The sequence below is a fragment of the Pseudomonas sp. ZS1P83 genome, assembly GCF_054897825.1.
On the sequence record NZ_CM142706.1, the window covers coordinates 3,444,744 to 3,456,134 of the forward strand.

Annotated in this window: 11 protein-coding genes and 1 pseudogene; 7 read left to right on the plus strand and 5 right to left on the minus strand. The window is 58.8% G+C overall.

Annotation, left to right across the window (positions count from 1 at the left end; translation table 11 throughout):
* The first annotated feature begins 136 nt into the window (after positions 1–136).
* On the plus strand, positions 137–334 hold the full coding sequence (locus ACYZT0_RS16485) for a hypothetical protein (protein WP_462042143.1): 198 nt from the start codon (positions 137–139) through the stop codon (positions 332–334).
* Here the strand turns inward: ACYZT0_RS16485 and tnpC are convergent.
* A pseudogene (tnpC, locus tag ACYZT0_RS16490) lies at positions 284–1,178 on the minus strand (IS66 family transposase); the annotation flags it as partial. The gene ACYZT0_RS16485 and the pseudogene tnpC sit on opposite strands and share 51 nt — an antisense overlap.
* A 17-nt stretch (positions 1,179–1,195) precedes the next feature.
* Positions 1,196–1,600 (minus strand): IS66 family insertion sequence element accessory protein TnpB, encoded by a 405-nt coding sequence (tnpB, locus tag ACYZT0_RS16495; RefSeq protein WP_462042144.1) that lies wholly within the window; start codon positions 1,598–1,600, stop codon positions 1,196–1,198.
* A gap of 27 nt (positions 1,601–1,627) precedes the next feature.
* Between tnpB (ACYZT0_RS16495) and tnpB (ACYZT0_RS16500) the strand changes: the two genes are divergently transcribed.
* On the plus strand, positions 1,628–2,110 hold the full coding sequence (gene tnpB, locus ACYZT0_RS16500) for an IS66 family insertion sequence element accessory protein TnpB (RefSeq protein ID WP_462042145.1): 483 nt from the start codon (positions 1,628–1,630) through the stop codon (positions 2,108–2,110).
* Between the two features lie 70 nt (positions 2,111–2,180).
* Here the strand turns inward: tnpB (ACYZT0_RS16500) and ACYZT0_RS16505 are convergent, their stop codons facing one another.
* The 3 genes from ACYZT0_RS16505 to ACYZT0_RS16515 form a co-directional block, all read right to left on the minus strand.
* Positions 2,181–3,674, minus strand: a complete 1,494-nt coding sequence (locus ACYZT0_RS16505; protein ID WP_462042146.1) for an aldehyde dehydrogenase — start codon at positions 3,672–3,674, stop codon at positions 2,181–2,183.
* Positions 3,675–4,125: 451 nt separating this feature from the next.
* Positions 4,126–5,736, minus strand: coding sequence for a 5-guanidino-2-oxopentanoate decarboxylase (locus tag ACYZT0_RS16510; protein WP_415765007.1), 1,611 nt, complete (start codon positions 5,734–5,736; stop codon positions 4,126–4,128).
* 129 nt (positions 5,737–5,865) lie between these two features.
* On the minus strand, positions 5,866–6,786 hold the full coding sequence (locus tag ACYZT0_RS16515; protein WP_415765008.1) for a LysR substrate-binding domain-containing protein: 921 nt from the start codon (positions 6,784–6,786) through the stop codon (positions 5,866–5,868).
* A gap of 232 nt (positions 6,787–7,018) precedes the next feature.
* Between ACYZT0_RS16515 and ACYZT0_RS16520 the strand changes: the two genes are divergently transcribed.
* The 5 genes from ACYZT0_RS16520 to ACYZT0_RS16540 are packed head-to-tail and all read left to right on the plus strand — an operon-like array spanning position 7,019 to position 11,334.
* The gene (locus tag ACYZT0_RS16520) at positions 7,019–7,813 is read left to right on the plus strand and encodes an ABC transporter ATP-binding protein (RefSeq protein ID WP_462042147.1); all 795 of its coding nucleotides are present in this window, start codon (positions 7,019–7,021) and stop codon (positions 7,811–7,813) included.
* Positions 7,814–7,862: 49 nt separating this feature from the next.
* Positions 7,863–8,636 carry a transporter substrate-binding domain-containing protein gene (locus tag ACYZT0_RS16525; protein ID WP_462042148.1) on the plus strand — a complete coding sequence of 258 codons (774 nt, stop codon included), beginning with the start codon at positions 7,863–7,865 and terminating at the stop codon, positions 8,634–8,636.
* 51 nt (positions 8,637–8,687) lie between these two features.
* On the plus strand, positions 8,688–9,401 hold the full coding sequence (locus ACYZT0_RS16530) for an ABC transporter permease (protein ID WP_462042149.1): 714 nt from the start codon (positions 8,688–8,690) through the stop codon (positions 9,399–9,401).
* A gap of 12 nt (positions 9,402–9,413) precedes the next feature.
* A complete protein-coding gene (locus ACYZT0_RS16535; RefSeq protein WP_462042150.1) occupies positions 9,414–10,103 on the plus strand; it encodes an ABC transporter permease in 690 nt (229 codons plus the stop codon).
* Between the two features lie 49 nt (positions 10,104–10,152).
* A complete protein-coding gene (locus ACYZT0_RS16540) occupies positions 10,153–11,334 on the plus strand; it encodes a pyridoxal phosphate-dependent aminotransferase (protein WP_462042151.1) in 1,182 nt (393 codons plus the stop codon).
* The last annotated feature ends 57 nt before the right edge of the window (positions 11,335–11,391 follow it).

The following is an 11,391-nucleotide window of genomic DNA, read 5'->3' on the forward strand; positions in this document are numbered from 1 at the left end:
CGACCTTGCCCGAGTGGTCGTGCTGTAGCAGAGGAGACGAGAGTAAATGGGAAAATTCATACGCTATGCTGTAAACCGTTCACGTTCTCAAGGAGTACGAGGGCTGGCCGTCGATCCGCACACAAGGAGGCTCACCATGCCCTTTTATAGCAAGCTGGACTTAAAGGACTTTCGCGAACGTTGCGAGCAACGAATCTATGAGGTTGAGCAAGCGATCACCGCAACCGAAGTTAAAGAAAAAACCCAATACGGCCATGGCTATATCGCCGCCATGCTAAACGCCGAGGCGCTGGACACCCGCGTCCTGCGCACGGCTGGAGGTGTAATCAAATAAGACGACCTTTCGCTCAGGAGGCCCGCAGGCCTGCACCCACATCCAAGATTGACTGGTCTCGATCAGGTTCTTTAAGTACCTGAACACGAGTTTCATTGTCGTGGATGATCGGGCTTTCCAGCAACCGATCACGCATCAAGTTCAGCGGTTGCAAGTGTTCGCCGCACTGGATGACCCAGCGGGCTAGGGTCTGGCGAGGGATTTCTATGCCGTGGCGGGCAAGTACGGGTTCAAATTGGTGCAGCGGCAAGCCGTCGACATACTTGGTGGTCAGCAGCATGGCCAGCACGCCCGGGCTGGCCATGCTCTTTTCGATTAACTGAGCAGGTTTGTCAGCGGTGACCGGCGCCATTTCACAACCCCGGCATTCGTAGACTTTACGGATGTGTTTGATCACCCTGATTTGCATCGGCACGATGTCCAACTGCTCGCTGGTTTCTTCACTGATTACATGCTTGCGGCAACCGCAGGCACAGGTCAGTTCATGCTCGGGAAGTTCGTGGATAACTTCGATGCGCGGCAGATCGGCAGGCAGCGGCTTGTGCCTGCCGCGACGTGGAGTCGGGGCTACGACATCTTCGTCGGCGTCGCCGACCAGAGACATCGGCTCACTTTCGGGCTCGTTGAACAACGCCAGTTGAGGTGTGTTGGGTTCAACGGTCTGCTCGGATTTGCGACCGAACAAACGGTCGCGCAGCAGCTTAATTTGTTCTTTCAGGTCAAGAATATGGGTTTCGTAAGCTTGACCCACTTCCTGCTGACAAGCCAGCGCGTCGAACGCATCAAGCAGCATTTGCTTGAGAAGTTCCGGGTCATCAGGAAGGCGCGCGGGCATCGAAATCATGCCGCGGATTATACCCGTCAGGCAACGAACCTTGGAGTCAAAACCTGATAAGGGCAGTTGCACCACAGGTCAAAGCCGTCGAGCAACCAGTTCAATTCCTGGACGCTTAACACGATGGCCTCGTCGGAGACATCGGGCGATGTTTTAAAACGCTCGGATTCCAGGCGCTTGAGCCAAAGGCAAAAGCCGTTGCGCTCCCAGTAGAGGATTTTCACTCGGTTACGGTGGCGATTCAGAAAAACAAAAAGCACCGGGTCGAACACCGCGACTTTGATATCCAATTCGACCAGGACGGCCAAGCCGTCTATGGATTTTCGGAAGTCCACGGGCTTGGGGTAGAGGTACACCTTTTCGACTTTAGCGTCGGGTCGCATCATGACGTTCTGGCTCCTGGGAGAAATCGGGAGCACAGCTTCGGGCATCAAGCGTCAGCTTTAAACGTGGGGTTAATGGAGCGGTTACAAAAATCTGACACTCCAAACAGCCTTCATCCCGGTCAAGACATCGCCGCCGGTGCCGATGCATCAGGCCCTGCCTGCCACGATCCGAATCGAAGTGCCGCATTCAAAAGGCGTAGTCGTTGTGAGTTGGCCGGCAGAGAATGCAGCAGCGTGTTCCGCTTTCCTGCGAGACCTGCTGCGATGATTCGCATCGACTCCATCTGGCTCGCCACCGAGCCCATGGACATGCGAGCCGGTACCGACACCGCGCTTTCGCGGGTCGTGGCGGTGTTCGGTGCGGCGAAGCCGCACTGTGCTTATCTGTTTGCCCATCGCCGCGCCAATCGCATGAAAGTGCTGGTTCACGACAGCGTGGGAATCTGGCTTGCGGCTCGGCGTTTACAACAAGGGCGGTTCTTTTGGCCGGGCGTGCGGAATGGCTCCGAAGTTGAGTTGGATGCCGAGCAACTTCAGGCTCTGGTATCCGCGTGAACCCACTCACCATCGATGAATGCATGTTGACGGAAAAGAACAGTGTTTTGAACGGCCATTACGAGCTCCATTACAACTTGATCCAGGTGGCTTTGAGTTCGGTGTACTTATCAAACGCGTGGAGCGACTTGTCGCGACCGTTCCCCGACTGTTTAAAGCCACCAAATGGGGCAGTCATATCGCCGCCGTCGTATTGATTGACCCAGACACTGCCCGCTCGCAGAGCTTTAGCCGTGAGGTGAGCTTTGGAGATATCTGCAGTCCAAACTGCAGCGGCCAAACCGTATGGGGAGTCGTTCGCAATCGATATAGCTTCCTCGACCGTATCGAACGTAATAACTGACAGAACCGGCCCGAAAATCTCTTCCTGAGCGATTCTCATCGCGTTGCTGACACCGTCGAAAATAGTGGGTTGCACATACATTCCACCGGTTTCCTGAAGAACGCGCTCGCCACCTATCACCAGTTTGGCGCCGTCCTTGTGACCAGCCTCAATGTAGGACAGCACGTTATTCATCTGCTGAGTGTCGACCAGAGCGCCCACGTTAGTTTCAGGATCGAGCGGGTTACCAGGCTTCCAGCCCTTCAGCGCCTCAATGACCAACGGAAGGAATTTGTCTTTTATCGAGCGCTCGACGAGAAGACGGGAACCTGCGGTACAGACCTCTCCCTGATTGAAAGCGATTGCGCCGGCAGCCGACTCTGCTGCGGTTTGAAGATCGGCCGCATCGGCGAAAACGATGTTAGGGCTCTTGCCCCCAGCTTCCAGCCATACGCGCTTCATGTTGGATTCGCCGGCGTAGATCATGAGTTGCTTGGCGATCTTGGTAGAGCCGGTGAAGACAATCGTATCGACGTCCATATGCAGAGCGAGTGCCTTACCTACGGTATGCCCATAGCCCGGCAGGACGTTAAAAACACCTACAGGTATGCCGGCATCAATTGCCAGCTGGGCAACGCGAATAGCGGTAAGAGGCGACTTTTCCGACGGTTTCAGAATTACAGAGTTACCAGTTGCGAGTGCAGGGCCCAATTTCCAGCAAGCCATCATCAGCGGGAAGTTCCACGGCACGATGGCTGCTACAACGCCAATTGGCTCACGAGTGACGAGGCCTAATTGGTCGTGCGGAGTTGCAGCAACTTCGTCGTAAATTTTGTCGATCGCCTCGCCACTCCAGCGGATGGCTGCGGACGCACAAGGGACATCGACATTCAACGCATCCGAGATGGGCTTGCCCATGTCGAGAGTTTCCAGCAGAGCCAGTTCCTCTGCGTTTTGGTCAAGTAGATCAGCGAACCGGAGCATCGCCTGCTTCCTCGAAACTGGCGACGAGCGAGACCACACCCCGGAATCGAATGTTGCGCGCGCAACCTTCACCGCATGCTCCGCATCCGCAGCTTCGCAACTGGCCACATTGGCGAGGAAGCGTCCGTCCACTGGGCTAATGCACTCGAATACACCCCCAGCCACAGCGTTCACATAGGCGCCATTAACGAATGCGCGTCCTTCGATTTCCAGCTGTGCTGATTTGGTTTCCCAATCGTTAAAAGTTAACTTCTGCATGATCGTCCTCACGTTTCACGATTGATGGCCCAGATCGAGCAAGCTGATTCGTATGCTGGGTCACGGTTGAATTTGCGTATCAAAGACCGGCCAAAAAGTCCTGCAGCAGCAGGCGGCAGTTGTCTCGATTACCCGACTCCTTCGCCTGAGTTTCCGCACGCATCCGCTCTGGCAGATCACCGGCGGTGGCAAGAAAGCGCTTTCCTTCTTCGGTCCACCAAGTGGTACGGCATTGATTACTCGACCGTGAAATAAGCTGGTGGCCGGGGAGTTTCGATAATTCCCCGACCTTTGTGCAGCGGCCTAAACCGCCAAGATCGTCCGAACGCGGCCCGAACTTACGGCAGCTCCGCCGAGCGCATTCCTCTGTGGAGCTGCCGCAGGCTGCGATCTTGGCGATATAACCCACGCCAAAAGTTTTTGGGCAAAGTCAAAGTACTGCCAGTTTCTCTTAACTCGCGTTTGCCAGATACACCGCCGCGTCCAGTTCAATCATCACTGGCACTTTCGTCGTCGCCAACTCCAGTAACAATGCACGCAACGCCTCTGGATCTTTCGGGGCATGGTGGTCGATGTGAAAGCTGCGGGCCATGGCCGCGAAGTCTGGGGTCATGATGTCTACGCCCAGTGGCGGGATCTCCCGGGCCTGCATGTAGTCGCGGATTTCGGCGTAGCACTGGTTGTTCCATAGCACCATGATCACGCCCACACCAGCCTCGCGGGCAGCGATCAGCTCGGGGCAGGAAAACTGCAAACCGCCATCCCCCACCAACGCAACAACCGCGCGCTCGGGCTTGGCCAGTTTGGCGCCAATCGCCGCAGGCAAACCATACCCGAGGGTGCCGTAACCGGTTCCGGCATTGAACCAACTGTTGGGTTTCGGCGACTGGTAGCCCACTGCGCCCTGATACACCGGTTGCGTGGAATCGCCGACGATCAGTGGGTCGACCAGGCTGTCGCGCAGCACGTCGAGCAACCCTTGCAAACCCTGTTGCTTGGCGGTCCAGCTGTCGCGCTCGATCTGGTTGACCCGCTGCACGCTATCCAGCGCCCAACGACCACTCTGAACCGGTGCCGCAACATTGGCCAAGAGCGCCAGCAAGCCTTCGCGAGCATCGCCAACCAATCCGACGTGGGCTCGCTGCACGCCCATAACCTGCATCGGATCGATGTCCAGACGAATCAACGGCGCCTTGAATTTCAGTGGTCCGAGGCCAAAGAAATCGTAGTCGGTCTCACCGAGTTCGGTACCGACAGCCAGGATCACGTCGGCCTCGTCGAACAGCGACCGACCATGGGCCGACGACTGCACACCGTCGAGCAGCAGCGGATGGCCGACCGGCAACAAGCCCCGGGCATTGGTGGTCAACGCGACCGGCGCTTGCAGACGTTCGGCCAGTTGCTGCAGGACTTCGGCGCAATCGCGCGCCCCGCCACCGGCCAGAATCAACGGGCGTCGCGCTTCGTTCAGCAGATTCAGTGCAGCGTGCAATGAGGCCGGCGCCGGCGCCGGAGCACCAGGCAGGCTGCGTGGCATCAGGCTGAGGTCATCGGCGGACATCTCCAGCACGTCCAGCGGGATTTCGATGTGCACCGGCCGTGGTCGGGCGCATTTGAAAATGGCGAAAGCGCGGGCCAGCAGTTCAGGCAGTTCCGCCGGCGATTGCAGTGTGTGGCTGAAGGCACAGACGCCGGCGACCATCGCCCGCTGGTCCGGCATTTCGTGCAGATGCCCGTGACCGAGACGCAGGTGCTCACGGCGGTTAGTGGTGGAGATCACCAGCATCGGCACCGAGTCCGCGTAAGCCTGGCCCATGGCCGTGAGGATGTTGGTCATTCCGGGGCCAGTGATGATGAAACACACCCCCGGTTTGCCGCTGGCGCGGGCGTAACCGTCGGCCATGAAACCGGCGCCCTGCTCGTGGCGCGGGCTGATGTGCCGCAGGCGGCTGCCATGCAGGCCCCGGTACAGTTCGACGGTATGCACCCCGGGAATCCCGAACACGGTGTCTACGCCGTAACCTTCAAGCAAGCGAACCAGCGACTGGGCACAGGTGGTCATTTAACACTCCTCTTATTGTTCTGCGCCGACGGTCATCGAGCGAATCGGCAGGTATTCATTCGCAGGACAGTAGTGCCAAGCAGCGCCTTGCAACAATCAAAAAATTTCGAGGCGATTGAACAATAAAATTCACGTTTTCAACGGGCGACGGACTTCCGAGTGCAGCCCGACGATGCCACCCAACTGCGACTTGACCCAGTCACTGAAGGCCTGCACCACCGGGCGCTCGACTTTCTGCTGATCGGCGACCAGGTAGTAACCCCGGTTGGATTCGATTTCGGTTTCGAACGGACGCACCAAAAGTCCTTTGGCCAACGCCTCGCCACTGATCAGGTTGTCGCCCATGGCAATCCCCTGACCGGCGATGCAGGCCGACTGCACGAAGTGTGCGTCAGCAAAGACAATCCCCCGCTGCACGTCCACGTTCGGCGCGCCAGCGGCGGCCAGCCAGACTCGCCAGTCGGAGTAATCGATCATGTGCAGCAGTGGCGCGCCGACCAGGTTTTCCGGGTTTTTCAAACCACCCATGGTGTTGACCAGTCGCGGACTGCACACCGGGAAAAACCGCAGCGAGACGATTTTCTGCACATGCTGATTAGGCCAGTCGCCCATGCCGTAGGCGATGAACAGATCGGGCGTGTTATCGCTGGTGTCATCCGGGGTGCGCGGTGAAATGAGGTGCAGTTCGACCTGTGGATAAAGCTCCTGGAACTCCGCGATATGCGTACACAACCAGTACGTCGCAAACCCTGCCGGGCTGCTGATACACAGCCGCCCGCTGACCTGTTGACCATCGAAGCGCTGGCCTGCTTCAAGGATATTGGCCAGCAGCAAATGGATGTCCCGAGCGTAGCGCTCGCCCTGCCAGGTAATGCGGATGTTGCGCCCGGTGCGCTCGGTCAACGCGAAGCCAAGGGTCTGCTCCAGGCTCTTGATCTGGTGGCTGATGGCGCTGGGCGTGAGGTTCAGCTCGTTGGCAGCGTCGGACACGCTACCCAGCCGGGCCACCGCATCCAGCGCCCGCAAAGCGGTCATTGAAGGGAAACGCATAAGTCGAAATCACACTGGGGAAAGTGACGGGAGAACATACCTTCACGATAACGGGAATTGTCCGACAGACATCGCCAGCAAAACTCCCGGCTCCTCGGGCAACTGTTGAATTTAATTTCACGGTTACACAAAAAATGCTCGATTGACCCCTATGCGCCATTGGCTATTCTCGGTAGCCACCACGACCCGTCTGTGATGCCCGGCACCACTACAAAAACAAGAGGGACAACCCTTGCACTTGCAGTCCAACTCCGTAAATCCGGTGGTAGCGATTGACGCTCTGCACAAGAGCTATGCCGCTCACCATGTCCTCAAAGGCATTTCCCTGCGTGCTAACGAAGGTGAAGTGGTTTCCCTGATCGGTTCCAGCGGCTCCGGCAAAAGCACCCTGCTGCGCTGCATCAATTTGCTGGAAATTCCGTGCAGCGGCAGCCTGCGCATTAACGGCGAAGAAGTGCGTTTGAAGAATGACCGCACCGGTAATCCGTTGATTGCCGACCCCGATCAAGTGGCGCGTCTGCGTACCCGGCTGAGCATGGTCTTTCAGAGCTTCAACCTGTGGCCGCACCGCACGGTGCTGGAGAACGTCATCGAGGCGCCGGTCTACGTGCTGGGTGAGGACCGCAAGGACGCCATCGCCCACGCCGAGCATCTGCTGGAGAAAGTCGGTCTGGCGGACAAACGCGACGTCTTCCCTTCATTCCTTTCCGGCGGTCAACAACAGCGCGTGGCGATTGCCCGTGCCTTGGCGATGCGCCCGCAAGTGCTGTTGATGGATGAACCGACTTCCGCCCTCGACCCGGAACTGGTGGGTGAAGTGTTGAAGGTGATTCAGGGCATCGCCGAAGAAGGTCGGACGATGATTCTGGTCACCCACGAAATGGCCTTCGCCCGAGACGTGTCGAGCAAGGTGATGTTTCTCCATCAAGGCATGGTGGAAGAAGAAGGCACGCCGCAACAAGTCTTCCTGAACCCCAACAGTGAACGCTGCCGCCAGTTCGTGATGGCGCAGGAAAACCGCAGCTGATTGACCGCTTCAATCCTTGAAAACAATAACTTCAATAAAGGGTAAAGCCATGAAAAAAATCCTCAAGACTCTCGCCGGTGGCTGCTTGTTCGCGGTGCTGGCACAGCACGCCGTCGCTGCAGAAAAAATCGTTTTTGGTATTGCCCAGGAACCCTACCCGCCGTTCTCCATGAAAAGCGGCAACGGTGACTGGAACGGCTTCGAGCCGGAACTGATCAAGGCGCTGTGCGAGCGCATGCAGGCTGAGTGCCCGCTCAAGGAAGTGTCCTGGGACGGACTGATCCCGGCCCTGCAATCGAGCCAGATCGATGTGATCCTCAACTCAATGAGCATCACTGCCGAGCGCGAGAAAGTCATCGATTTCTCCCAGCCGTACTACCAGACCCCGGCCATGTGGGTGGCCGACAAGAGCCTGGAGCTGGTCACCACGCCTGAAGGCCTCAAGGGCAGAGTGATTGGCGTGCAGGGCTCGACCTCCAACGCGACCTTTATCAAGGAGTACTACGCCAAAGGCTCGACGCTGCGCTACTACAACACCCAGGACGACATGACCGCCGACCTGCAAAGCGGCCGGATCGACGTGATGCTGGCCGACGCACTGACCATCGAACCCTTTATCAAAACCGCGGCCGGCGCCGGTCTCGCCGACAAAGGCCTGGCCCCCAAGGATCCGCTGTTCGGCTCGGGTATCGGTGCTGGCATCCGCAAGGGTGATAGCGCCCTCAAAGACAAGATCAACACCGCGCTGGCCTCCCTGAAAGCCGACGGCAGCTACGACAAGATCCGCAGCCGCTTCTTCAGTGTCGACATCTCTGCAAAATAAGCTGCGCAGTAAGCCGCCCTGTTCTAGCGCTACTTTTCGACTGGATACGCCATGATTTCTTTGTCCGAGATAACCCAGCTGTTCGTCGCCGACGGCTGGCTCAACGCCCTGCTGCACGGGGCCGTGGTGACCCTGCAGATTTCCGCGGGGGCTTTTGTACTGGGGTTGAGCATTGGCCTGCTGGTGGCAATGATCAAGCTCAAGGGCCCTCGCTGGCTGGTTCGCCTGGCCAACGCCTACACCACGCTGTACCGCGCGGTGCCGGAATTGCTGTTGATCCTGTTGCTGTACTACGCCGGCACCGACCTGTTGAACATGGCGATGGCGGCGATGGGCAGACCGGTGGTCACGGTCAACGGTTTCGTGGCGGCGGTGTTGGTGTTGGGGATCGTTCAGGGCGCCTATTCGGCAGAGATTATCCGCGGTGCGATCCAGGCCATTCCCTTTGGCCAGATCGAAGCGGCGCGTTCATTCGGCATCGAGCGCTGGTTGCTGATGCGCCGGGTGCTGCTACCAAGCATGTTGCCGTACGCCATGGCCGGTTTGTCCAACCTCTGGCTGGTGCTGGTCAAGGACAGTGCGTTGATCAGCATCGTCGGCTACAGCGAACTGCTCTCAGTGGGCAAACAAGCTGCCGGGTCGACCAAGCATTACCTGGTGTTCTACCTCGCGGTAGCGGCGGTCTATTTCATCATTACCCTGGTGTCCAACGGGGCCTTCCGGCTGTTCGAGCGGCGTATCAATCGCTGGATGCCGCAGCACTAAGGAGTTCGCCCTATGGATTTTTCCTGGATCTACAGTTTTGCCGGCGAGCTGCTGCATGGCCTCGGCATCACCCTGAAGCTGCTCGGGCTTTGCGGTTTCTTCGGTTTTATTCTCGCGGTGCTGGTGGCGCTCGGGCGGCTGTCGCCCAACCGGCTGATCAGCGGCAGCATGCGCGCCTACACCAGTGTGTTTCGCGGTACGCCGTTGCTGGTGCAGATCTACATTCTGTATTACGGCGTCGGCAGCCTGTTCGCCGCCTACCCGCCGATTCGCGGCAGTTTTATCTGGCCGTACCTGCGTGAAGGTTTCTGGTACGTGGCGCTGGCCTTGATCCTGTGTGTCGGCGCCTACGTTGGCGAAGTGTTGCGTGGTGCCCTGCGCGCGGTGCCTCGCGGTGAACTGGAAGCCGCACGCGCTTATGGCATGAAGCGTTTTCTGGTGTTGCGCCGCGTGTGGTTGCCCCGCGCCTTGCAGATGGTTCGTCCGACCCTGGTCGGTGAATCGGTGCTGCTGCTCAAGGCCACCGCCCTGGCCTCGACCGTGGCCGTCACCGACCTGCTGGGCGCCGCCAATCTGGTACGGGCCCAGACCCTGCGGGTTTACGAACCCTTGCTGGCAGTCGCGGTGGTCTACATCGTCCTGGCTTTTGTGATCGAACACGGTTTCTCGCGCCTGGGCAAAACCCCGCAGCGCCAGGCCTGAACCCCCCTTTTTTTTGACGCTGGCAGTCATCACCAGCGAGGAGAACACAATGCGTTATTCACCTTTTGTCGAGCGCATCAGCGGCGAGTCGGTCAGCGCCTGGGACATTCATTACGCCGCCATCGAAGCCCGTGGTCGTGGCGAGGATGTGATTGTCCTCAGCATCGGCGACCCGGACTTTGCCACCGACAGCGCCATTTGCGAGACCGCGGTCGAGGCCCTGCGTCAAGGCGACACCCATTACACCCACGTCCTTGGCCGACCGCAGTTGCGTGAAGCGATTGCCGCCAAGCAAAGCGTCCTGCAAGGCATCCCGGTGAAAGCCGAAAACGTCGCGCTGGTGGCCGGCGCGCAAAACGGTCTGTTTGCCACCGCGTTGTGCCTGTTCAGCCACGGCGACGAAGTACTGGTGCCGGAGCCGATGTACCTGACGTACGAAGCCTGCATTCACGCCTCCGGGGCGCGCATCGCGACCATCGAACAACCGGCGTCCAATGGTTTTCGCTTGACCCGCGCGGCGCTGGAAGCCGTTATTACCGATAAGACTCGCGGTATCGCCCTGGCCACGCCGTGCAATCCCACTGGCAACGTCTACAGCCGCGAAGAACTGGAAGCGGTGGCCGACGTCGCCCGGCGCCATGACTTGTGGGTGATTTCCGATGAGGTCTACGGCCAGATTACGTATGACCGCCCACACCTGAGCATTGCTTCGTTGCCGGGCATGGCCGAGCGCACTGTGGTGCTCAACAGCCTGTCGAAAAGCCATGCCATGACCGGCTGGCGCGTCGGCTGGGTGGTCGCCCCGCCGACCTTGATCGGCCACCTGGATAACCTGCTGCTGTGCATGCTTTACGGCTTGCCGGGGTTCATTCAGGAAGCCGCGCTCAAGGCGCTGGAGCTGGATGAGCCGGTGGTCAGCCACGCCCTTGAAGTCTACCGGCGCCGGCGCGATCTGGTGGTCGCGGGCTTGCGTGGAGTCGCCGAGCTGGATTGCCGCGTACCGCAAGCCGGCATGTTCATGCTGGTGGACGTCCGGCGTACCGGGCTCTCGAGCATGGACTTCGCCTGGCAGCTGTTCCGCCAGACCGGTGTGTCGGTGCTTGATGCCGAGGCCTTCGGTGCCAGCGCCAAAGGTTTTGTGCGGATCTCCTTCACCGTCGCCGATGACAGCCTCAAAGACGCCTGCCAACGCATCGCCGGTTTTGTCGAGTCGCTGCGCGCTAACCGCTAAATACTGAAGAGACTGTAATGCCCGCCATCCAGCAGCAGGCAATGATCAAGAGGTTGA

Bases quoted from the DNA above. Each gene is read 5' to 3' on its own strand.
- ACYZT0_RS16485 (WP_462042143.1), top strand. From the start codon at position 137: ATGCCCTTTTATAGCAAGCTGGACTTAAAGGACTTTCGCGAACGTTGC.
- tnpB (WP_462042144.1), bottom strand. From the start codon at position 1,600: ATGCCCGAAGCTGTGCTCCCGATTTCTCCCAGGAGCCAGAACGTCATG.
- tnpB (WP_462042145.1), top strand. From the start codon at position 1,628: ATGGAGCGGTTACAAAAATCTGACACTCCAAACAGCCTTCATCCCGGT.
- ACYZT0_RS16505 (WP_462042146.1), bottom strand. From the start codon at position 3,674: ATGCAGAAGTTAACTTTTAACGATTGGGAAACCAAATCAGCACAGCTG.
- ACYZT0_RS16510 (WP_415765007.1), bottom strand. From the start codon at position 5,736: ATGACCACCTGTGCCCAGTCGCTGGTTCGCTTGCTTGAAGGTTACGGC.
- ACYZT0_RS16515 (WP_415765008.1), bottom strand. From the start codon at position 6,786: ATGCGTTTCCCTTCAATGACCGCTTTGCGGGCGCTGGATGCGGTGGCC.
- ACYZT0_RS16525 (WP_462042148.1), top strand. From the start codon at position 7,863: ATGAAAAAAATCCTCAAGACTCTCGCCGGTGGCTGCTTGTTCGCGGTG.
- ACYZT0_RS16530 (WP_462042149.1), top strand. From the start codon at position 8,688: ATGATTTCTTTGTCCGAGATAACCCAGCTGTTCGTCGCCGACGGCTGG.
- ACYZT0_RS16535 (WP_462042150.1), top strand. From the start codon at position 9,414: ATGGATTTTTCCTGGATCTACAGTTTTGCCGGCGAGCTGCTGCATGGC.
- ACYZT0_RS16540 (WP_462042151.1), top strand. From the start codon at position 10,153: ATGCGTTATTCACCTTTTGTCGAGCGCATCAGCGGCGAGTCGGTCAGC.